The organism is Leptolyngbya sp. PL-A3, assembly GCF_039962325.1.
GTDB lineage: Bacteria > Cyanobacteriota > Cyanobacteriia > Elainellales > Elainellaceae > Vacuolonema.
The window spans coordinates 1-23,102 of sequence record NZ_JAMPLB010000067.1 but is presented as its reverse complement, the minus strand read 5'-3'; the positions used below and the strand labels follow the sequence as shown (position 1 = coordinate 23,102).

General features: G+C 49.6%; 17 protein-coding genes. 11 read left to right on the top strand and 6 right to left on the bottom strand.

Translation table 11 applies throughout. From position 1 onward, the window contains the following. Nucleotides 1-26 precede the first annotated feature (26 nt). The gene (locus NDI52_RS28790) at nucleotides 27-641 is read left to right on the top strand and encodes a response regulator (protein WP_190769952.1); all 615 of its coding nucleotides are present in this window, start codon (nucleotides 27-29) and stop codon (nucleotides 639-641) included. A 109-nt stretch (nucleotides 642-750) separates the two neighbouring features. On the opposite strand, the gene NDI52_RS28785 is transcribed toward NDI52_RS28790, so the two are convergent. Both NDI52_RS28785 and NDI52_RS28780 read right to left on the bottom strand, forming a co-directional pair. Further along, nucleotides 751-1,764, bottom strand: coding sequence for a hypothetical protein (locus NDI52_RS28785; protein WP_190769951.1), 1,014 nt, complete (start codon nucleotides 1,762-1,764; stop codon nucleotides 751-753). 168 nt (nucleotides 1,765-1,932) lie between these two features. Beyond that, a complete protein-coding gene (locus NDI52_RS28780) occupies nucleotides 1,933-2,262 on the bottom strand; it encodes a hypothetical protein (RefSeq protein ID WP_190769950.1) in 330 nt (109 codons plus the stop codon). A gap of 1,445 nt (nucleotides 2,263-3,707) precedes the next feature. Here NDI52_RS28780 and NDI52_RS28775 point away from each other — a divergent pair. The 3 genes from NDI52_RS28775 (at nucleotide 3,708) to NDI52_RS28765 (ending at nucleotide 8,244) form a co-directional block, all read left to right on the top strand. After that, entirely contained in the window at nucleotides 3,708-4,742 is a 1,035-nt protein-coding gene (locus tag NDI52_RS28775) for an ElyC/SanA/YdcF family protein (RefSeq protein ID WP_190769949.1), read from the top strand. 38 nt (nucleotides 4,743-4,780) lie between these two features. Continuing rightward, nucleotides 4,781-6,529 carry an ABC transporter ATP-binding protein gene (locus NDI52_RS28770; RefSeq protein WP_190769948.1) on the top strand — a complete coding sequence of 583 codons (1,749 nt, stop codon included), beginning with the start codon at nucleotides 4,781-4,783 and terminating at the stop codon, nucleotides 6,527-6,529. A gap of 368 nt (nucleotides 6,530-6,897) precedes the next feature. After that, the gene (locus NDI52_RS28765) at nucleotides 6,898-8,244 is read left to right on the top strand and encodes an ArsB/NhaD family transporter (protein WP_190769947.1); all 1,347 of its coding nucleotides are present in this window, start codon (nucleotides 6,898-6,900) and stop codon (nucleotides 8,242-8,244) included. A gap of 125 nt (nucleotides 8,245-8,369) precedes the next feature. Here NDI52_RS28765 and NDI52_RS28760 read toward each other — a convergent pair whose 3' ends face one another. Together NDI52_RS28760 and NDI52_RS28755 are read right to left on the bottom strand one after the other, a co-directional pair. Further along, a complete protein-coding gene (locus NDI52_RS28760) occupies nucleotides 8,370-8,846 on the bottom strand; it encodes a hypothetical protein (RefSeq protein WP_190769946.1) in 477 nt (158 codons plus the stop codon). Between the two features lie 52 nt (nucleotides 8,847-8,898). Further along, nucleotides 8,899-9,099 carry a hypothetical protein gene (locus tag NDI52_RS28755; protein ID WP_190769945.1) on the bottom strand — a complete coding sequence of 67 codons (201 nt, stop codon included), beginning with the start codon at nucleotides 9,097-9,099 and terminating at the stop codon, nucleotides 8,899-8,901. On the opposite strand from NDI52_RS28755, the gene NDI52_RS28750 reads away from it, so the two are divergent. From NDI52_RS28750 to NDI52_RS28740, 3 genes are all read left to right on the top strand, one after another. Beyond that, on the top strand, nucleotides 9,081-9,665 hold the full coding sequence (locus NDI52_RS28750; protein WP_199307654.1) for a PLD nuclease N-terminal domain-containing protein: 585 nt from the start codon (nucleotides 9,081-9,083) through the stop codon (nucleotides 9,663-9,665). The two genes, NDI52_RS28755 and NDI52_RS28750, sit on opposite strands and share 19 nt — an antisense overlap. 426 nt (nucleotides 9,666-10,091) lie before the next feature. After that, a complete protein-coding gene (locus NDI52_RS28745; protein WP_199307653.1) occupies nucleotides 10,092-11,933 on the top strand; it encodes a zinc metalloprotease in 1,842 nt (613 codons plus the stop codon). A 123-nt stretch (nucleotides 11,934-12,056) separates the two neighbouring features. Next, entirely contained in the window at nucleotides 12,057-12,512 is a 456-nt protein-coding gene (locus tag NDI52_RS28740; RefSeq protein WP_190769944.1) for a hypothetical protein, read from the top strand. A gap of 22 nt (nucleotides 12,513-12,534) precedes the next feature. On the opposite strand, the gene NDI52_RS28735 is transcribed toward NDI52_RS28740, so the two are convergent. Continuing rightward, nucleotides 12,535-13,635: a DUF3419 family protein gene (locus NDI52_RS28735; protein WP_199307652.1), complete on the bottom strand. Its 1,101-nt coding sequence runs from the start codon at nucleotides 13,633-13,635 to the stop codon at nucleotides 12,535-12,537. A 997-nt stretch (nucleotides 13,636-14,632) separates the two neighbouring features. Here NDI52_RS28735 and NDI52_RS28730 point away from each other — a divergent pair. The 4 genes from NDI52_RS28730 to NDI52_RS28715 all read left to right on the top strand — a co-directional run bounded on the left by NDI52_RS28730 (nucleotide 14,633) and on the right by NDI52_RS28715 (nucleotide 20,810). After that, the gene (locus tag NDI52_RS28730) at nucleotides 14,633-17,362 is read left to right on the top strand and encodes a GAF domain-containing protein (RefSeq protein ID WP_190769943.1); all 2,730 of its coding nucleotides are present in this window, start codon (nucleotides 14,633-14,635) and stop codon (nucleotides 17,360-17,362) included. A 60-nt stretch (nucleotides 17,363-17,422) separates the two neighbouring features. Beyond that, on the top strand, nucleotides 17,423-18,313 hold the full coding sequence (locus tag NDI52_RS28725) for a pentapeptide repeat-containing protein (protein ID WP_190769942.1): 891 nt from the start codon (nucleotides 17,423-17,425) through the stop codon (nucleotides 18,311-18,313). 339 nt (nucleotides 18,314-18,652) lie between these two features. Continuing rightward, the gene (locus NDI52_RS28720) at nucleotides 18,653-19,270 is read left to right on the top strand and encodes a TRAP transporter small permease subunit (protein ID WP_190769941.1); all 618 of its coding nucleotides are present in this window, start codon (nucleotides 18,653-18,655) and stop codon (nucleotides 19,268-19,270) included. A 205-nt stretch (nucleotides 19,271-19,475) separates the two neighbouring features. Beyond that, nucleotides 19,476-20,810 carry a TRAP transporter large permease subunit gene (locus NDI52_RS28715; RefSeq protein WP_190769940.1) on the top strand — a complete coding sequence of 445 codons (1,335 nt, stop codon included), beginning with the start codon at nucleotides 19,476-19,478 and terminating at the stop codon, nucleotides 20,808-20,810. A 360-nt stretch (nucleotides 20,811-21,170) separates the two neighbouring features. On the opposite strand, the gene NDI52_RS28710 is transcribed toward NDI52_RS28715, so the two are convergent. Continuing rightward, nucleotides 21,171-22,295 carry a TRAP transporter substrate-binding protein gene (locus NDI52_RS28710; protein WP_190769939.1) on the bottom strand — a complete coding sequence of 375 codons (1,125 nt, stop codon included), beginning with the start codon at nucleotides 22,293-22,295 and terminating at the stop codon, nucleotides 21,171-21,173. Between the last annotated feature and the right edge of the window lie 807 nt (nucleotides 22,296-23,102).

The window sequence follows — 23,102 nt, the reverse complement described above, 5'->3', positions numbered from 1 at the left end:
CGCTCCCAAGTCTGGGGGATTGCTGTATGACCGGCCAAAAAATTCTCATTGTTGATGATAGTAAGACGATCCGGATGCAAGTGCGCGATCTTCTCCCCAAGGGCAATTTTGAGATATTGGAAGCGCGGGACGGGGTCGAAGGGCTGGATGTGATCAGCCGCGAAATGCCCAGTCTCGTTCTGTTAGATTTTTTCATGCCCCGGATGAATGGCTGGGAAGTCGTGCAGCATATTCAGGCCGATCCCAAGCTGAAAGCCATTCCGGTGGTGATGATGTCGGGGCGGCGGGAAGACGTGGAGAAAACCGCCCCCGAACTCTTCAACTACTTTGAGTTCGTCGGTAAACCTTTTGAACCCGCCCATTTGTTCCGCGCTATCAAAGCCGCTACGGTGAAGGCGAAGGAGCGGCAGGATATGAAAACCCTGGCTCCCTTGGCCCCTCAAAAAGTGGAGGCAGTGGTGATTGAGGCGATCGCCTCCCCATCCACAGAACCCACACCCGCCGGAAAGGATGAGTTGCGTTCCCTCAAAGCCGAAGTCCAACAACTCCGCATCCAAAACGTCAAACTTCAGCAAGAGATGGAATCTCTTAGAAAGCAAATGATGCAGGTGGTTAGCTACATCCGCCAAAAAGTGAAATAGCCTGAGCAAGTTTTGCACCCAAACATCCGATTTTGCAGCCACGTTGTGACTGCAAAATCGGATGTTTGGGTTTGGCAGGGAGAGAGCGCCGCTCCCCACTCCCCTGATGCTAAGACTGTTGCACAGTGTAGAAACAACTGCTGTACTCCGTCCGGTTACGCAAACTCCAGCTACCTGTGAAGGGGGTGATGGAGGTATCACTGGAAGATGAGATCACCACGCTGTAATCCCCCGGTTTGAGGGTATAAACTCCTACCGGCCCAAGTTTTGGGCAACCGTCAGGGATTGACGCCTCCAGAAAAGCCTGACAATTCGTACAGGCTTCCAGGGTTTCAATCCGGCCTTCTGGCCCAGAGAACACGATTTTCATCGGCTCAGGGGAATCGTTTTGGATGACAACGACAGTGCTGCCAGCAGGCGCACGACCACTGCGACCGGGTTGAGGAATGTTACCCGCTCCTGCCGCCTCAGCCTGGGCCACCATAGCTTTTGCCAAACCAGCCTCAATCTGCGGCAACAACTCATGTTTGGGGTAGTTCTGTTCCACCAGTTGGTAGCTGGCGATCGCTTTCCCATACTCTTGCTTAGACAGGTAGTGTTCCCCACAGGCATAGCCTAAGGCAGGGGTCATATCAGGAGATTGGGGCACTAATTGGTGGGCACGCAGGCCGTTCAGGCGATCGCACACCCCCGTTGTAGCCAAGGCGTCTGGTTTAATCGCCTCCACCTTTTCAACGCTGTGTTGGCGAATTACATCGACATGGATGCTGTTGGGGTAGGCCGTGAGGTAATCATGAGTCACCACTAAACTAGCAGGGGCGTCGCTGCCGGCCTGAGCTGCGATCACTTGGGTCAGCAGATTGCACTCATCTTTCATGGCAATGGCAGGGTTAACGGGATTCAGAAAACCACCTGCCTCAATGACACGATCTAGATAGGGAATAGCCGCTGCACAGTCCTGTGCCTGAAAAGCAACCTCTGCTTTATTAAAACGCGAATAGCTGAGGTAACTATTGAAGGCCATGTTGCCAAATAAGACGACTAATCCTAACTCCACAACCCGGCGAAAAATGGATTTGGATTTGGATGGCTGAGGCTTGGAGGGATACAGTTCAGAGGTCATGATAATGAATCCTTACAGGTTGAAGTACAAAGGGATGTAGATAAACGAGGCAAAACAGCTCAGAAGGAGCTATTTAAATAGGAATAGGAGGGATTTATTAGGGGAAGCTATAACAGAGACCGACGTAATTTTTGAGATACTTAAGCAATCCCAATAGCTATAAATTCCTTATTGAAAAAAGGTTAGAAACAGAGCTAGATTTGGGCTAACAGGGTTACTGGTGACCCGATTACCACTCCCATCACGGAGATAACCACTACTATCAATTTGAGCCACAATACTGCCATCGCTATTGCGAATATAGCCACTACTATCGAGCTGCCCAATAATGGCATCATCGGCACTGCGAACATAACCAACGGAGTCAATGCGCCCAACGATACTACCGTAGGCATCTCGTACATAGCCACTGCTATCAATTTGACCCATGATGGTGCCGTAATCCCGGACATACCCGCTTTCATCAATGGCAATATCCTTCGTAGCCGTTACAGGCATTGCTTGAGTTGCGGGCCATTTCAATGCCCAAGGTGAAAACCAAGTCCCAACATTTAGAAGAATGACAACTGAGTAGAGTAATGGCGATCGCCTCATTAAACTAATCTCCTACAGATAATAGAAATTGAACTAAAAATTCAAAACTTAAGACGTTACTTTCTATAAGCTCAGCACAGAAGAAAATAGGTCTTGATCACTTAACAACAATAACGATTACTCAAAAACACAGTTCTCATAAGAAATTAGACTGAACTTGCGGAGCTAATTCAGCACTTGACAGAGAAACAATCGCTCACGTGTACGGGAAAGTTTAGGAATTTAGCTATTCAAAACAATGCCTTTCATTGAGCAATTTCTGATATTTCTAACGATACGGGAAAATATTTGAGCTGTCCTTACAGGAAAGTATGGATTCAGGTAAGATCATGAGTTCAGGAAAGTTCAGAAAAGTAAGCTTGGATTGTGAACCAAACCCCAGAAGCCCTATTTTTCATATGCTTTACATGCATGAAAAATAGGGCTTCTGGGGTTTGGTTTTAGAAAGCTGCAAGATGTGAGTAAGCTTATGTCTCAAAAGCTTTTTGATAGCTCATTTGAAACGGAACAAAAAATCAAACTACCTCTCAAACCCAATTTTTTTCCTTGTGGAAACAAAGCTCCCACAAGGGAAAAAATTGGGTTTGAAAGTTTTGTCCTGTATCGAGGCTTGCAATATAAAACCCCAACTTCCATAGCGAGGGGTAAAGAGCGTGTCGCCTACTATGGAAATTGGGGAATTGACCTCTGAGGTAACAGTCACGCCAATACCACAAGAAGCCTGGTTGTTACACCAGGCTCCCGGGATTAGGCTTTACTGAACGGTATCAGCTTTAGCAACGATGGAGTTATGTTGCCGTTAGCAGTCGTTTAGATAGGGTAAATCAACTAGGGGTTTACAAAATCGCAACGGGTTCAGCTAGCAATACATCCATCTCTTAAGGAGACGGTGAGATATGAGGATCGAGCTCTTGCCCTGTCATCTGAGGATGTTGATAACAGCAATCAAGAAAACTGAATCACTCCTATTATTGAATGATGTATTTGTTAACCTACCGTCACGCTGGAATCAAAGCAGGAGGCACAGGCATGATTCCGGGGGTTGTTTTCAAAACTTGTCTTGTGCCTTGCATTTAAACTAACACCCATCCCTTTAAGGGAAAAGCCCCGATCAGGAAACTTCATATCCCCTGACAGAGCGACACATTTCATTTTCACAAACAGTTACAAGTAAGTTCCTTTCCCCGCTGCGGCATAGGGCACTCATGACCTCTCACTTCATCGCTCCATTCAGCAACACCCATCATCCCGCCCCATACCCAGGAGACGCATAGATTTCTGCAACGTTGTACCCGTGTCTTGCCAAAATAGTGGGTGTCTGTTGAGCCAATCCTGCGGAAGCTGCCGTAATGTTTGAACTGCTAACCCGAATCCTGCTCTGGTTGCTAATCGCAGCGATAGTTTGGTACGTCTTTATCCAATTTATTCCCCGGGCTTACCTGACCTGGCTGGGCGGGTTAATTGTCTTTACCTTTGTCGTATTGGCATTCCTGTCTCCCGCGAGTGGAACAGTCGCCATGGTTTGGGGGATGATCTCCTCCATATTCTTTAAGCCCCTGGGCTTGGTCATCTTTCTGCTCTTAATGTCGCTTAAGGAAGGAACCAAGAAAATTGCAGCCAATCTCGTCGTCGCAGCCTTGCTGATGTTAATTCTTACCAGCATGCCGATTGTGGCTTACTGGTTGGCGGGGCAGGCAGAGCGTTCCATTGTGGATACCGAAGCATTACGCGCTAATGCAAACCAGGTAGCTAATGTTCGAGCCATTGTTGTTCTTGGGGATCCGACTGGCCTCTTAGATCCGTCTTTCCGTAGCCGGGTACAGGTCAGCAATGTTGAAGAGGGATTCAACAATTCTCTAGCCTCACGGTTAGCCTATGCGGGCCGTCTCTATGCTACTCAGGCCACCCAGGGGAATGACCCGCTGGTGGTTGTCGGAGCGGGGCCACAACTTCAAGATCGTTCGGATGAGGAAACGGGTCAGGCCGTACAGACCATTGGTAATTTGTTGGAAGGGGCAGGGGTACCTAACAATCGCATTCTGATCGAAACCGAAGGGTACGACCTCTACACCACCATTGTCAGTGTGCGGGAGGCTCTGGTAGCTCGTGGTTTTCAGCCAGGTACAGATGGGATTATATTGATTGCTCCCGCACTGAGCATTAGCCGTGCGACTTCTACCTTTGCCCGCCTTGATGTCGATGTTTTACCCGAACCTACGGATCAGTTTGCCTTTCAATTGGAAAGCGGCCGCCTCATGGCTAGCCCGTTAGACCTAATTCCTAACGTAGATGCACTGGCTCTCACCACTCGGGTAGTAGATGAATATCTGACTTCTGTTTATTATTTCCTGCGGGGCTGGGTAGTCGATCCGGGCTCTTTTTAAGCAAGATGGAGCATAGGCTGTTTCATAGGGACTGATTCATGGCCCGTTCAAAACTACCCATTCTGGGTTCGTATCTACGACCTCACTGGAAAGCGGCACTCACAGGTGTTCTATCACTCCTGGTGGTAAATCTTCTGGGGATTAGCATCCCCCTGGTGCTGCGGAATGGGGTGGACAAGCTACAAGCCAACTTTAGCTATGGGGATGTGGTGCGCTACTCCCTGATCATCATGGCCCTGGCGTCTGGCATGTGGGTTGTGCGGATGGTGTCGCGTATTTCCCTGTTTGGGGTGGGGCGACAGGTGGAGTTTGATTTGAAGCAGCGCATCTTTAACCACCTGCTGACTATGGAACCGGCCTACTTTGTCACCAACACTCCCGGGGATTTAATCAGTCGGGCTACCAGTGATGTAGACAACGTGCGCCGTCTGCTGGGGTTTGCGGTATTAAGCCTGGTCAACACGATCTTCGCCTATGCCTTTACCCTACCCGTGATGCTCTCCATTAGTGTGCAGCTCACCCTGGCTTCTCTGGCGATCTATCCGGCGATGTTTTTCCTGGTGCATTTATTTAGCGATCGCCTGCGCCAACAGCAGCTTGATGTGCAACAACGCACCTCTAATCTCAGCGACCTGATTCAGGAAGACATCAGTGGCATGGCCCTGATTAAAATCTACGCTCAGGAGGAAAACGAGCGGGAGGCATTTCGGGAACGCAACCAGAGCTTGTTGGAAGGCAACCTGACCCTGGCCCGTACCCGTACAACCCTATTTCCCCTATTGGGTGGAATGGCCAGTGTGAGCCTGCTGGTGGTGCTGTGGTTTGGGTCGGGGGCGATCGCCGATGGTCGCCTCAGCGTTGGAGATTTTATCGCCCTGCTGCTCTATGTAGAGCGGCTCGTTTTCCCAACGGCCCTGTTAGGCTTTACCATCACGGCTTACCAGCGAGGGGAAGTGAGTATCGACCGGGTGGAATTCATTCTGCAAGAGGAACCCAAGGTTCAGGATGCCCCTAATGCTGTGCGGCTAAATCCTCAAGATGTAAGGGGTTGGGTCAGTGCTCATCACCTCACCTTCAGTTACCCCGACTCCCGCACTCCCGCTCTCCAGGATGTGGAGTTCACTCTGAAGCCAGGAGAGACCGTTGCCCTGGTGGGTCCCATTGGTTCTGGCAAATCTACCCTGGCGAACGCCCTGCCGCGCCTGTTGGATGTGGCACCCGGCCAGCTCTTTGTGGATGGCTATGACATTACGCAAATTCGCTTGCGGGATCTGCGGTCGGCGATCGCCTATGTCCCCCAGGAAAGCTTCCTGTTCAGCACCACCATCAAAAATAACGTGCGCTACGGCGACCCTCGCGCCGAGCAAGACGAAGTGGAATTAGCGGCGAAACAAGCCCAAATTCACCCTGAAATTCTCAACTTCCCCCAGCAGTACAAGACCATTGTGGGCGAGCGGGGCATCACCCTCTCCGGCGGCCAACGTCAGCGCACTGCACTTTCCCGCGCACTGTTGGTTGACGCCCCTATCCTGATCCTGGACGACGCCCTCTCCAGTGTGGACAACCAGACCGCTACGCAAATTCTGCAGAATCTCAAAACAGGCACTCAGCGCAAAACGGTCTTGTTTATTACGCACCAGATGGCAGCAGCAGCGATCGCTGATCGCATCCTTGTCATGGACCAGGGTCGTATCGTCCAACAGGGCACCCACGACGAGTTGTTAGCCCAGGGCGGGCTGTATCAGGTGCTCTGGGAGCAGCATACGCTGGAGCAGGTGTTGCAGTAAAAACTCTAAACGTGTATTTGTGCGCTTTGCGTACCAGTACACGTTTGGAAGCCTCCCTAACTATTTTTTCCTTGCCGAACCTTAAGCAAGGTGATAGATTTCTTGGAATTCAAGAGTAGGTCAGCTTAATCTAGGCTGAGGCTTGGATAGCTCAGCCTGGAATGGAGGAACAATACTTGGGGCTCGCCCTTGCAGGGAGAAGGATTTCTCACCTCTAGCCCATCAGCTAACTCCGTCAGCACTGAGATAGAACAGGTTGGATAAGTTTTTGAGTCCATTGTTCGGGTCACGGGTACTGCTCATCTGACTGCGGTAGCTGATTGTTCTGCTGTCTATCGCTTTTGTATTAACCTTCGATGGGCATAGATATGGATAGTTGGCAGGCGATCGCCTCCCTGGTAATTTTCGTCGGCGTTTTAGTCGTCATTATTGGCGAATGGGTTCATCTCACCATCGCAGCCTACTTGGGGGCGATGCTATTGATTGGGCTCAATATTCTCACGCTGCCTGAAGCCATTAGTTATATCGGCCGCAGCCATGCAACTCTAGGTTTGTTTTTTGGGGTGATGGTGATGGTGCGGGCGTTTGAACCTACCAAGGTATTTGAGTACCTGGCGACCCAAATGATCATTCTGGCCAAGGGGCAGGGAAAGCGGCTACTGCTGGGCATTGTGGCCATTACAACACCGATCTGTGCGGTATTGCCTAACGCAACAACAGTTATGCTGCTGGCTCCTCTCATTCCCCCTATGGCGGAAGAGTTGAATGTCAACTTTGTGCCCCTGCTGATTTTGATGGTCTTTGTTGCCAATAGTGCTGGCTTGTTGACGCTGGTGGGTGACCCGGCCACGTTTATTGTGGGGGATGCCATCAATATCAGGTTTCTCGACTACTTGATGAAGTTGAGTTTAGGGGGGGTGATCGCCGTCCTTACCATCACGCTCATTCTGCCCTGGCTCTTTCCCAAAATTTGGAATCGCCAGTTGGATGACCTCGAACATCTACCGCGCCCACAAATTAATCATCCTCGCACCCTAGTGATCGGTAGCCTTATCGTCGCCTTTGTGCTGATCTTCTTCGTCATTGGAGAGGCCCTTCCGATCCCGGTTTCGCCGGCTACCGTCGCGTTAACAGGAGCTGGACTCTGCCTACTTCTGACACAACACACCAAAATTGACTCCGTACAAAACATCCTGCGGGATGTAGATTGGAGTACCCTCATCTTTTTCATGAGCACTTTTGTAATGATTGGGGCTCTGGAAAAAACGGGGGTTATCAGCAATGCATCAAGGGTCTTAGCGTTTATTCTGGGCCAGAATATCGCATTGGGAGCGATCGTTCTGATGGTGCTGATTGGATTAATTTCCAGTCTGATTCCCAATATTCCCCTCGTTGTTGCCATGGTTCCCTTACTGAAGGAGTATGTAGTGAATGTGGGACTGGCTCCTGCCGAGGTGCTCAGTCCTGACTTTACAGGCCAGTTTCCTCCAGAGGTGCTACCCCTGTTCTATGCCATGATGTACGGCGCAACTCTAGGTGGCAACGGGACATTAGTGGGTGCATCTTCCAACATTGTGGCTGCCGGAATTTCGGAACAACATGGACGTCGCATCAGCTTCCGCGGCTTTCTGCGCTATGGTTTGCCCGTTACGGTGCTACAACTGTTCACGGTCGGCATTTATTTAGTAGTGCGATTCATAGTTTTCAAGGGATGATATACATTCCTTACTACGGAATCAGATTTTTTGGTATTGGGACGAAGCCCCAATACTGAAAAATCTGGTTTTTAGAGATTTTGTGAGAATCACCTGCCTTAACATGATTAGTAAGGTTACACAAGCTACATACTTTTTTCATTCTTTGCTGTTGCTGCCTTATACGCATCCATAAAGGTGCGAAAGGACGTTTGTGTCATTTCTTTCTTAATCAAGCTCGTTTCTACTGTTTGCAATAAGGTATACAATTCACTTTCGGAAGCTTGCTGAAGACCAATGAGCTGTTGAATATATTGTTCACATAAGTCTTCAGAAATGTTTTCCACACATCGTTGTAAAACTGCACGAGCTGTTTCATACGCATCGTTAAACGTACGGAAGGATTCTTGAGAAATTTGATCCTGCGCTAGAGCATTAGCCGCTTCTACTAGCAATTGTTCCAGAACTTTTTGCTGAGTGCGGATTTGGTTCTGGCGATCGCCCAACTCCATTTCTACCGGAACTTCCATACTTCTAATTGCCGCATCAATATAGCGATCGCCCCTTACCTTCCGCTCATCCGCCCGCTGCTTCAGCCGCTGCCACCACTCCCACAGCCCCACCAGACTCCCCGCCGGGATGTCGTTACCGCGATCAGCAAGCCACCATTGTTAGTCAGGAATGAAATAACGGTGGAAATGAAGGTAGGGCGATCGCCTGCCCCACAATATAGCTCTCTCCCTCCATATCTCCCGTCGCCAAGGTTAGATGCTCAACGCGACGGTTATTTAGCACGACCCAATTTGTGCTGATTAGAATAACAATCAAGCACACAACCAGCAACGTCTTGGAGGGCCATGAGAGTTGAATGTTCATTCCCTAAAAACCAGCACCATTTCAGAAGCTGCACTCCGTTACAAACAACGCTGAATTACACACGAACAAGGTTCAAAAACAGCTTTATCTGGGTTGTCATTCTCAGTTTTCTATTAACAACTGCGGCCTGTAACCAAAACGTAGACAGGAATACCTGGACTTACGAGCAGTTCATTCAAGCCGTTGAACAGAACAGTGTTGAGAAAGTTACCATCACAGCCGATCGCACTCAAGCAATCTCCGTAACGAAAACGGGTGAAACAGCCATGGTTGATCTCCCGAATGATCCCAACCTCATGAACATTCTAGACCAAGCAGATGTTCAGATTGCCGTAGCACCTCCACGGGGAGATAATGTCCTCGCACGAACCGCCAGTGCATTACTAATTCCTAGCATTCTTCTGGGATTCTGGATATGGATGCTAATAGATTGTGCCACCCAAGAAGCTCCAGAAGGCAACACCAAGATCGCTTGGGTTATTATCATCCTATTTACGAATTTTCTGGGTGCGCTGATCTACTTCTTGGTGAGAAAACCACAGCGACGTAAGGAGTTAGGACGTTAGTCGATACTTCTATCAATTCTCCAAAAAATCGCGCCAAGCAACTACTTCAAATAGCTCCTGATACCGTTTCTTTACAAAGCTGCCTATTCTGAGCAGCTTCATAAGAGTTTGGCATGAAACCTTTAATTCTATTTGTACCGAGCGCACACAAAATTAAGGGTTTCAGAAGAAATGTACCGGCTATTGGCGGATCTGATATAAGAATTAAAGCCGCTCAAACGCCTCAATAAAGTACCCTCAGGGGGTATCCCCCCTTATGATTGAACGTGTTAATAATTGTGATAATTGCGTTGAACAGATGTTTGAAATAGCCTATCAAGAGTTACTTTTTCGGGGGAACTTCCCCTCAAAAAAGTAACCTTTTCCGGAACGCTTTAAACATCTTCTGATTCCAAACTCAGCCCCCTTACCAAAGGAGTTTGATACATGACTGTTGGCTTACCCCGGCGACGTTCCTGTGGCACGATGGCCGTCCACTTCCGGCTCCTAACCTCGAACATCGCTTATTTAAGAAACCGGCAAGAAATTGAAAGCAGTGCTCAGGCAGCACAGCAGGGCACTCCAACAGGCCGAACAGGAATTACGACCATTCCCGTCGTCGTGCATGTCGTCTATAACCCCAATAGTCCTGAGCAAAATATTTCGGATGCTCAAATTCAAAGTCAGATTAATGTATTAAATAAAGATTTTCGAGCTACCAACCCGGATATTGCTTCCGTTCCAGCCCCATTTAAGCCCCTCGTAGCCGACGCGCGTATCGAATTCGCCCTGGCAACAACCGATCCCAACGGCAACCCCACCACCGGTATTATCCGCAAGACGACGACGGAAGAAGCCTTTATGGATGATGACCGGATTAAGTATGAGGTGACGGGTGGTTCAGATGCGTGGCCGAGCGATCGCTATCTCAACATATGGGTCTGCTTGCTGGGCGGTGGTTTACTGGGCTATGCCCAATTCCCCGGTGGCCCAGAGGAAACCGATGGTGTCGTCATCACGCACACGGCCTTTGGTACGGTTGGCACAGCAGCACCTCCGTTCAATTTGGGCCGCACCGCTACCCATGAGATTGGGCACTGGCTGAATCTACGCCACATTTGGGGCGACGATGGCGACGGCTGTAACGGTAGCGACTTTGTCGCGGACACCCCTAACCAGGCTGGTCCTAATACTGGAGTACCCACTTTTCCACGGGTAACCTGTAGCAACGGCCCGAACGGCGATTTATTCATGAATTACATGGACTATACCGATGATGCCGGCATGTTCATGTTCACGGCGGGGCAGGTAGCAAGAATGCAGTCCGCTCTGGATGTAGCCCGTCCAACCATTGGGCAGCCCACCCCGCCTCCACCTCCTTCCCCGGTACAAGGGGAGTTTTACACCACGGATGGCACTGGGCAGATCACCCTGCTGAAAAAACATTCTGGATGGCGGAAGAGCTGGAATCTGATCGTTCCCGGGCACTACGGCGGCAATGTCTATTTCGATTTACTGTTCTATGATGCTGCCGCCGGAGAAGGTGAGTTCTACACCAACGATGGTAGCGGAACGCTCTCGCTCCTGAAGCAGTACTCTGGCTGGCGAAATACCTGGAAGCTGATCATTCCTGGAAACTTTGGAGGCAATGTCTCTACAGATTTGTTGTTCTACGACCCGACAACGGGTGAAGGTGAGTTTTACAGCAGCGATGGCAACGGTAATGTGACGCTACTGAAAAAACATACGGGATGGCGGAAAACCTGGAGCCTGATTGTACCTGGTAATTTTGGTGGAAATAGTTTTACAGATCTGTTGTTCTATGACGCAACAACGGGTGAAGCCGAGTTCTACACCACGGATGGTACGGGTGGGATGACACTCCTGAAGAAACATACGGGATGGCGAAAAACCTGGAATCTCATCGTACCCGGCAATTTTGGCGGAAGTGGATTAACGGATTTCCTCTGCTATGATGCAGCCGCTGGGGTAGGGGAATTTTACACCACGACTCCGGGCGGTAACATCACTCAGCAAGCCCAATATTCGGGTTGGCGAAAGGATTGGAAGTTCATCGTCCCTGGGCTCTTTGGCGGAAATAGTTTTACAGACTTGCTGTTCTACGATCCCGTTAAGGGAGAAGGTGAATTCTACACCACCGATGGCAAGGGTAAGCTGTCCCTCCTGAAGAAGCATTCTGGATGGCGCAATTCCTGGAAACTAATCGTACCCGGGGGTTTCGGCAGCAACTATTTCACCGATTTGCTGTTCTATGATCCGACAACTTAATCACCTGTCCTTTAAACGGTTAATAGTTTGTGCATCTAATGCACAAACTATTAACAAATTCAGCCGTCAAACATTCATTTCTTGTATGCTTCGCGTACAGAAAGCTATCTATACAAGGTATTTATGTGGATAGCTGGAGCTGCTGTGTTTGTGGGGCAGACGCTGGGTATCCTGGCTTCCCTGATACTCCTCCCTGTCCTGTTCTGGCCCCTGGCTCACACCCCTGCTACATCCTCCATTCCTTCGCAGGTTGCTGTTATGACACTACCCAACCCCATTTTTCGACGGTGGGTTCACTCCCGCGAAGAAGATCAGGGAGACATTCGGGTTTATCGCCCCATCACCTATGCCTTCCCCCCGGCACGGATGCCTCGGGATGGGTTGGAATTTCGGCAAAATGGAGAGTTTATTCGCTATCAACCTGGTCCTAGCGATCGCAGCGTCCCTACCCAGGGCCAATGGCGAACTCCGACGGAAAATGTGGTCGAAGTGCAGTTCTCAGAACAATCTGCAACGCCTTACCGGCTAGCCATCGTGGAATGTGACGGACAAATTTTGAAGGTGCGGGAGACGCAATAACCCCCTGCGGAGCACAAAAACTTTACTGCACCTGTTCCACCACAAAGGCACTGTAGAAAAACGCCTTATCCTGTGTAAATAGGCGATCGCTCAACTCCGTTAAGGGCAATAACTGATCTGCCATAGCTTCCGGGCGAGAACGAGGAACCAGCATGTTCCAGTAAACCAGCCGACCACCGGGCACCGCAGACTGCACCAGCCGTTGCAGTAGCGCCTGAGAATTAGACGGCGACAAATATTCAAAAATATCGCTCAGGTTAAAGCGGTGAATGGTGTGATCGTCCACTCGATCCAGCACGTCCTCCAGGGCCATGCAGTGCCACTCTAGCCGATCCAGGTTTTGGCGGATAGCATCAAAGTGTTCTGGACGCAGGGCATAGGGTAAGGCAGTGGTGTGGTGCCCCGTCAGAATCCATTGCAAGTAAGGATTTTTGGCAGGATCAAGTTCGCTGAGGGCATACTGAGTGCGGGCTAAGATGCGATCGCCCACATTCCCCTCCACGTACTTGAAAAATTCGGGGTCGCGTCCCATCTGCCCCATCACCGTGCGCGAGAAGAACACGCGAAACATGGTCCGCCAACGCCAGGTATCCCATTCTCGTCGGTAGAAGGCGCGGCGCTGTTCCAGGGTGCCTCCTTGCAGCAGCCGTTCCACCCGTTGCCGTGAATGCACCAATGGCAACGCGTAGCGACGAAACAACGTGAAGTAATGCTCAAACTTTCCGGCCTGTCCAATGCCAGCTTCAATCAGGTCGGAATGATGGTCCCAAAAATACTGGACATCGCTCGATAGCAGGCTTCGACAGCGCTGGTAGAGGGCAAGGCGATCGCCCCAATCCGTTGAGCCCATCAATCCCAACAATTCCTTATGTTCTAACTCACGATAGGCGGCAACTCGCAGTTCCAGGCAAGCCAGTTGGGCAGGACTAAGGTCAACAGCGATCGCCCGACTCGGATTTTTGCTGAGCATGGCGAGGATGTTGTCTCCAGCAGAGGCAATCCCCAGGTACGTCTCCCCCGGTTGCAAATCCAATGCTTCGAGCAAAATGTCAGCATCTTCCCAACACTGGGCATAGCGAATTTGGGAAAAACTAGCACGGCTAGTAATGTCACGGGTCATCATATAGGAACCTTCAATAGTTTTTGCGAGGTGGGCTGCGCCACTCCACCTTGCAAAAACCATTCCATAAATTAGATAGGAATGTTATGGCGACAGGAAGGGGATCAACAGCTTAGAAATGCATGAACCTTTGTTAAGAGTGAAGCTGGCAGATTCACCCTGAACAACAGGCTCATTGAGAATTTTGCCCATCTAACCTATCAACCCAATCACGCCTCATATCCCTGCTTAGTGACAGAAAAAACTGTGGCTTAGAAGATATTGAAGAATGTATTTTTCTACAGGAACTATATTGGGTAGCTTTTGTCCAGAATCAATTGAAGTGTCTCTTTAAAATTTACTTTTCCGGCAAAAATACTTCTCCGAGAATGAAAAACAACCCTGCTAGAAGCCTCTAGCTATTAACCTCTTTTTTAGGAAATGTGTTGGCTAACGCCAGCCCGGAAATTGGGCAACCCGTATATATCGAATTAATATGAAGTTGCGCAGAATGGGAAGGGTGGCATTGCGCACTACCCATCCCATTCTGTATAGCGTCATGTAAAAATGGTATTCGCTGAAGGGCTAGAGGTACGTAGCTCAACTTAATGAAACAGAGAGCTCAAAGTGTTGTACCGTCTCCTTTACAGGTAGCACAGTATTGTAGCTCTCATATTTTATGATGGTTCCTCACTTAGTTTTGGGTGCGGCTAAATAGAGCGATGAAATGGGACGTAGAACCACAGTGCTGTATCCTATTTCATCGCTCTATTCAACAACGGGTAGTTCTAGAGAAGGTAGGCAATTGACTTCTATCCTTTGCAAAACTGATAATCTCCATCTGCGTGAGTAATGAGTTCCGGGGGAATACTAAGCATATGCGGATTCATTCTGTTAAAGTCTCATAATTTAGCGGATGGCATCCGTATAAAAACGGTGTAAATGTAGATATATCAGTAAGGGTGTTTCCTCTCAGCCGAAGGGCCATAAATCGGCACTGCGCAATCATGGAGGCGACAGTATGGTTTCATCGATCGATTCATTCCAGACTGAGCCATCACTCGTATCCGATACGGATGAACTCCTTGGCCAGGATTTACTGGCAGGCATTCTTCAAACTAGCGCAGCTGCCATCACTGTAGTGGATACCCAGGGCAACATCGTCTTTGCAAACGATGTTGCAGAAAAGATATTAGGTCTTCAAAAATCTCAAGTCACGCAGCGATCGTACAATTCCCTTGGCTGGAAGGTTACAGATTTTGAAGGACATCCTTTCCCGAACGAAGAGCTACCTTTCGTACGGGTTATGCAAACCGGGAATGCGGTCTTTGACATACAGCACGCCATTGAGTGGCCGACGGGGGAGCGACGATACCTATCTATTAATGGCTCCCCCTTAAAAGACGTGGTAGGAAATATCCACCACGTTGTTTTTTCAGTGACGGATATTACAGAACACATCCACAGCCAACGCATTCAGCAAGACGCGCTGGAATTTTATCGACAATCCTTCGACTCAAGTCCAACCATTAAACTGCTGAGTGACCTGAGAACGGACATGATTGTGGACGCCAATTCGGCGGCGATCGCCTTCTACGGCTACCCATTAGAACAATTACGGCAGATGAAAATTTCAGACATTAATCGTCTGCCCACTGACCTCATGCATGGGGAGTTGGATCACCATCATTCCCATCAACCTTGCTGCTGTTACTTCCCCCATCGCCTCGCTTCAGGGGAGATTCGTCAGGTAGAGGTACATTCCAGCCTGCTGCATCTTCAGGGCCGCGAACTCCTTTACTCCATCGTTCATGATGTAACGGATCGCCAGCGTTTTGAAGACGCTCTGGCCTCTCAGTTAAAGCAAGAACAACTGCTAGAAGAAGTTACCCAGGCGATTCGCCAATCATTAGATCTCAAAGTAGTGTTGCAAACCACGGTCCACCAGGTTCAAGAGATGCTGGGGGCCGATCGCGTCATTATTTACCGCCCCACCCTATCTGGCAGTTCTGGATCTGTGCTGGTCGAGTCCTGCTCCCCAACCTATCCACCGCTTCTGGGCTGGGAAATTGGAGATGTGGGGATAGAGCAGCGGCGTTTTATTCAGCCCTACCAACAGGGGCAGTATCAGGCGATCGCCAACATCTCACAATCCAACTTAGATCCAGCCTACGTGCAACTGCTCGAAACCTTTCATGTCAAATCCCAACTGGTTATTCCCATCCTGCATACAAGCCCGCGATCGCTCAAAAACCAGCGATTATCGAAAGGGTTGCCAAGGGCAAGTCCTGTGGGTGATCTATCACCTTCCCCAAAATCTCAACCGGAGCAAATTTGGGGGCTCTTGATTGTTCATCAATGTGCTTTTAACCATCCCTGGCAAGACTGGGAAATAGCCATGCTGCAACGGTTAGAAACCCAGTTGGCTGTTGCGATTCAACAAGCCGAGCTGTACCAGCAGGTGCAAAAGCTGAACACCGATCTGGAATTTGAGGTACGCCAACGGACCATTCAACTGCAGAGGTCCTTGGGTTCAGAAGCCGTATTACGACACATTACCGACAGAATTCATGGCACGCTCAGCGAGCAGGCAATTCTTCAAACGGCTGTACAAGAACTGGGGCTAGCCTTAAATCTCCATACTTGTTATGCCAGCCTCTATAACCTTGAACAGCAGAAGGCAACCGTGAGTTATGAGTACGCCGATGCGAGCTCATCGCTTCTGGGAACCGTTATTTCTATGGCAAACTACCCAGAAGTTTACGCCCCGCTGATGGAGGGAGAGTATCGACAGTTTTGCTCTCAGCTCTTTCACAAAAATTCGGAGCCGATGGCTATCCTGTGCCACCCCATCGTCGATGATGAGCAGGGCATTTTAGGGGATCTAAAGCTGCTGTCCTGGAAGGAGCGAGTCTTTGATGAGCGGGAGGTACAACTGGTGCAGCAGGTGGCGAAACAGTGTGCGATCGCCATTCGCCAGTCCCGGCTCTACCAGTCCGCTCAAACCCAAATTCGCGAGCTAGAAAAATTAAATCGGCTGAAAGATGATTTCCTCAGCACCACCTCCCATGAGCTGCGCACTCCTCTTTCCAGCATCAAAATGTCTGCTCAATTGATGGATGTACTGCTGCGGCAAAATGGTGAGCCCATCCACCCTAAAATTGAGCGGTGTTTGAACATTCTGCGGGATGAGTGCGATCGCGAAATCAACCTGATCAATGACCTGTTGCTGCTCCAGCAGATCAATGCTGAAACCCAACCCTTTATCTCCAGCATCTTCCATCTGCAAGACTGGCTTCCCCAAATTATCGAAACCTTTGAAGAACGATTTAAAGAACATCAACAGGTCTGTTGGGTTGAGATCCCCCCAGATCTACCGCTCATCGTCACCGATCTCTTCACCTTCAACCGTGTGTTTGATGAGCTACTCACCAATGCCTACAAGTTTACGCCCGCTGGCGAAGAAATTATCGTTAAGGCCGAGCTAGTTGAATCCTTGTCTCAACAATCGCGTATTCGCCTATACGTCACCAATACAGGGGCAGAGATTCCTCCCCACGAGTTACCCCACATCTTTGAGCAGTTTTACCGCATTCCCTCCCACGACCCCTGGAAACATAGTGGTACAGGGCTAGGATTGGCATTGGTGAAGCGATTGGTACAATACTTAGACGGTTCGATTAACGTCACAAGTAATGCTAAGCAAACGTGCTTTACGGTGGATTTACCACTTCACACCCATCGACCATAGAGCCCGTTGCTCAACACCTTGTAGAGGTTTGTCACTTCAATTCACCTCGGGAGGTTAGGGATGAACATCAATGAACTCGTGGCACGCTACGCCGCTGGAGAACGGAACTTTGCTGGAGTGGAATTAGCCGAGGCCGATTTATCAGAACTAAATTTAAGCGGCATTATTTTGGATGGAGCATTTTTGTCCTTCACTACCCTGACGCGTACGGTTCTCACGGGAGCTTCTCTGGTGGGTGCCTTTTTCTATGGTGCAGATTTGACCTATGCCAAGCTGGGGCAAGCCAATCTCAGCGAGGCAAATTTTACCAAAGCAAATTTAACGGGAGCGTACCTAGTCAAGGCCAAATTAACAGGAGCCAGCCTGAGTGGGGCCATTTTAACGGGAGTTAATCTGCGGGAAGCCCAGCTTCCAGAGGTAAATCTGTGTGCAGCACGTTTATGTGGGATCAACCTGCGGGGAGCCGATTTGCAGAAGGCCAATTTGGCCTGGGCAAACCTGACAGGAGCCAAGCTCAGCGGTGCCAATTTAACTGGGGCAAGGCTAACAGGAGTGCAGTTGCGTAAAGCCTTCATCAACGGCATCGATTTACATGGGGTTGATTTAGATGGGGTTGATTTAAGCGGAGCCAAGATCAGCGGCGTCAATCTAGACCGGGCGAATCTGAGTGTTGCCAATCTCAGCAATAGTTATCTGCGCGTTGCTACATTAACCGCCGCCGATCTACATGCTGCTAATCTCTATCGAGCATCTCTCATGCGAGCTGATTTAAGCCATGCCAACCTGAGCGATGCCAATCTGCAAGAAGCTGATTTAACGGACGTCAATTTGACAGGTGCCAACCTTGCAGGTGTTCGCCTCACCCCTGAGATGCGTGTCGTCAATTCGCCCCTGAGTCGGGGCTACTGCCGGCTTCAACATACAGGTTTTCCCCAGGAGCGTACAGCCTAATTAACATCTATGCGAAATAAGCTGAATCGCCTATTTTAACCTCAGTTCGGGATAAGCCCAAAAGCTCATTGTTGCGTGCGCTTCGCGCACGCAACAATGAGCTTTTTCGAGTGCCGCGCGTCGCGCGGCACTCGAAAAAGCCCTTAACCCGAACTGAGGTTATTTTAGTAGGCACGAAGCCCACGCCAAAAGGGGCGTTTTCGAATGCTATACGGAGCACTCGAAAATGCCCTTAACCAAGCCTCGATAAGATTTCCCCAGGAAGTTTCATCAGAGTGGACCCACTGCTGTATTCTGATGACCATCAATTTTTCTCATCGGCTTTAGAGGATAGGCACTTTGCACAGAAGAAGTTTAGGCCCTGTACGGGCTCTATTACGGTTATCTGAAGCCATTGACCGACTCACAGACTGGGTCGGGCAGCTATCGGTAGGGTTGGTTGTTTTAACGATCGCCATTAGTTTTTATAACGTTCTAGTTCGTTATGTTGGCCGCTTTATTGGTCTTCAGCTTTCCTCCAACGTCCTCATTGAGTTGCAATGGTACCTCTTCGCGATCCTCTTCTTGCTGGGCTTTGCTTACATTCTCAAGCATGACCAGAATGTGCGAGTGGATTTCTGGTACGCCCATTGGAGCGATCGCCGCCGCACCTGGGTCAATCTGTTGGGTACCTTACTGTTTCTCATTCCCTTCTGCATCCTTGGCTTGTATGTCACCTTTAATCCTGTGCTGGCATCTTGGGGCCGGCTGCCGGATGGCACCTGGGGCCCGTGGGAAGTGTCTTCAGACGCCAATGGATTACCTCGGGCTCCCATCAAGGCTATGGTGCTAGTTGGATTAGCCCTACTGTTACTGCAGGCCATTTCTCAGAGCATTAAGTACACAGCGGTATTACTGGGTTACAACACTGTTACAGAACAAATCCAGCAAGACACAGAGCAGCTTCCCTATGAATAAACCACTATGAACATACTTCGACCGATATGTTTGAGAGCTTGAGGTATGTATGCATTTTACGCATAGACATTTGAAGCACTCAAACATATCCCAATTACTATGAAAAATATCGTTCGTGTCCATCGAAGACAAGTTGGTTGTCCAGCAATAATTCCACACAACCAGCCTGTTCGCTGTTATTTAGATGGTGTTGTGAGGGGTGGTTATGGGGTATGAGTGGCTGGCGATCGCCATGTTCGTCGGTTTTTTCGTCATCTTGATTACGGGTTATCCCGTTGCTTTTTCTTTTGCGGGTACAGCTCTGATCTTTGGCGGCATTGGTCTCGCCGTTGGTGCGTTTGACCTGAACCGTTTGTTGTTGCTGCCCAACATCTGGTTCGGCACCATGTCAAACTTCACCCTGTTGGCGATCCCCTTCTTCGTCTTTCTGGGAGCCGTGCTGGAAAAATCTGGCATTGCCGAGGAGTTATTGGAAACCATTGGCATCCTTATGGGGCGGCTCCGGGGTGGGTTGGCTCTAGCCGTGATTGTAGTAGGCACGCTCTTGGCCGCAACTACCGGAGTTGTCGCCGCTACCGTCATCGTTATGGGCCTACTATCCCTCCCCGTGATGCTCCGCTATGGCTACGACAAGCAACTGGCGGCAGGGATCATCATCGCATCGGGAACTCTGGCCCAGCTCATTCCCCCCAGCCTGGTATTGGTGGTACTCAGTGACCAGATTGGGGTTTCGGTAGGTGATCTCTTTCTGGGGGCACTGATTCCAGGGCTCATGCTGTCCGGCTCCTACGCCCTTTACGTGCTGATTCTGGCTCTCATAAAGCCGCAAATAGCCCCAGCCCTGCCCCTGGAAGTGCGAGACATTGGAGGAGCGGCTCTCTTCAAAAAAGTTTTGAAGGCCGTCCTACCACCCATCATCCTAATTTTTGCCGTTCTCGGTAGCATTTTCTTCGGGTTCGCGACTCCAACAGAGGCAGGCGCAGTAGGTGCCGTCGGTGCGTGTTTACTCGCGGTTATGAATCGCCGCTGGAATCAAAAGCTCATTCACGATGCTGCCCATTCGACAGCGGTGATTACCGCTCTCGTCTTAATGATTCTCTTCTGCTCGTCACTGTTCAGTCTGGTATTCGACGATTTAGGAGGAAAACGACTCATTACTGAGCTGCTGGTAAACCTGCCCGGTGGCTACCTCAGCTTTTTAATTGTCAGCAACCTGGTGATTTTTGCCCTTGGGGTATTTCTCGAATTCATCGAGATTTGCTTTATCGCCATGCCTCTACTCGTACCTGCTGCCGAAGCCTTGGGAATTGATATGGTCTGGTTTGGGGTAATTATGGCCATCAACCTACAGACTGCCTTTATCTCACCTCCTGTCGGTTTCTCGCTCTTCTACTTGCAAAGTGTGGCTCCTAAGGAAGTGAGCACAGTGGATATTCACCGAAGTGCATTGCCGTTTATGGCATTGCAATTTTTAGTATTAATGATCGTGATTATCTTTCCACAAACCGTTCGCTGGCTAGTCGATTTATCGTTTCAATAACAGCGTCCGGTAGTGAATGGGATGTGGTGAAAGGGATGTGTCGTGCCCCCCTTCACCACACCCCATTCACATGTTTCATTAGTTCGGACAGTTTTTCTAAAACCCTTGATTTTGCGTGCGCTTCGCGCACGCAAAATCAAGGGTTTTAGAAAAACTGTCCAGAGTATTGACAGAGAATTCTGTTAAAAATGAGAAGACTATCCGTATTGGGTAATGGGTATCGTTAATCCATAAGCATTGGATAGGGATACGAACTTCTGGGCAACCTATCTTCCAAGTTTGGAATTCAGACCATAAGATTTCACACAAAACTGGTGCAGTATTTTATGCTGCACCAGTTCTTTAAAGATTTTCAGCAACTTACTTGGTATTCAGTTTGCTGTAAGTGAAGCGGGTAAAATTCGCCTCATTAAGGTTATTCCAGGCGTAGACGCGATCGCGAAACTGCTTCCATCCGTCATACACCGCTTTGAAATCCGCGTCCTTACCCGCGAACTCATCGTAGAGGGCAAAGGCGGCAGACTCAGCCGCTGTCATAATCTCCTCGCCGTAGGACCGTAGCTGCACACCATTCTCCGTCAGCTTTTGCAACGCCTCATTGTTGCGGGACTCATACCGAGCCAGCATCGTGAGATTCGCTTCATAGGCAGCCGTTTGCAGAGCCGCCTGATAGGATGGCGGCAACTTCTTCCACTCATTCAGGTTGACCTGTACTTCCAGGGTCGCCCCCGGTTCCCACCAGCCCGGGTAGTAGTAATAGTTGGCAACTTTGTAGAGTCCTAACTTCTCATCGTCATAGGGGCCAACCCATTCAGCAGCATCGATCGCACCCGTTTGCAATGCCTGGAAAATTTCACCCCCCGGCAAATTTTGTACGGTAACTCCCAGCTTCGCCATCACCTGGCCCCCCAGTCCCGGAATCCGCATTTTTAGTCCTTGCAGATCTGCTAGAGATGTAATTTCCTTGCGGAACCATCCCCCCATCTGAGTTCCAGTGTTACCCGCCGGAAATTGGATGACATTAAACTTGCTGGCATACAAATCTTGAAGTTGCTGTAAGCCGCCTCCTTCATAGAGCCAGGCGTTTTGCTGCTGTGGGGTCAGGCCAAAGGGCACTGTCGTTCCAAAGGCCAAAGCCGGGCTTTTACCCAAATAGTAATAAGAGGCGGTGTGCCCACAGGGAACTGCCCCCTGGGAGACAACATTCAGCACTTCCAGAGGGGGGGCCAGTTCGCCGGCTGCCCGAGGAGTAATCTTAAATTTGTTATTGGTTAACGCTGCAAGGCGATCGCTCAAAACCTGTGCCCCACCGAAAATAGTATCCAGGGAAACGGGCCAGCTAGTAGCCATTTCCCATTCAATTGTGGGTAAGTCATCAGCTGATGCAGTGGTAGTGCCTGCAGTGCTGTTCTGGCTACAGGCCGCCATAGCTACGGCACTGCTGGCACCCAAAGCTGCGGCATTTAAAAGATTTCGACGTTTCATATCAGGAGGGGATTCAAGGGGAAGATGACAATTGTGTATTTAGAGCATTCCAGCACAAGACATGTTTGTATAGCGCAGAAGTCAAAAAAAGTTTTCATCTATAGCGTTCCTAAGGAATGCAAATAGAATAGAACCCGGATTTTCGTGAGAGGCGTGGTTTAGCTGCGCCTCCCACAAAAAATCTAAGTTCTATTCGGTGCCGGATCCTAAGCTGCTTGGGAAATGAATGAGAAAAGCGCGGAACAATACACCAGACTATTCTTGATTAGAAGCTTTAAGCGATCGCAATTACACCGCTTTTCAAGCGTTTAAAGTCTGGTTATTTTTGTGAGAGCCGCGCTCTGCGCAGCTCTCACAAAAATAACTGTGGTTGATTCAAGCGCAAAGCGTTGCAAGAAGCAGAAACTCTCTCGGTTGAAGCTTCTGTGCGAAGAATCACCGCCGCAGGCTCTTTATAAGGGCTCAGGATTGCTGTGGCGTCTGTCCGCGAACAGGCTACCATCATTTTCACATGCTCTTGTTCATCATCGCAGCTACCAACAAACATATTGCAGGTCCACTTACTCTTTCAGTCCCGCTTCATTCTCCTACTACTGGCTAGTAGGCTGCGGCCTAAGTTCGCAACCTATGTTTTTGTGTAGGGTGCGAAGCACCCTACACAAAAACATAGGTGATGGATTTCCGCCTCAACCTACTAGTACTCAGCGGCTTAAGTTTGCCTATGATTAGAGGGTTGCACTGCTCCCTAAGATTATGCCTGGACTCCGCCCTCCAGTTTTGACCCTTAGCCCCAGCGACCAAGCAGCT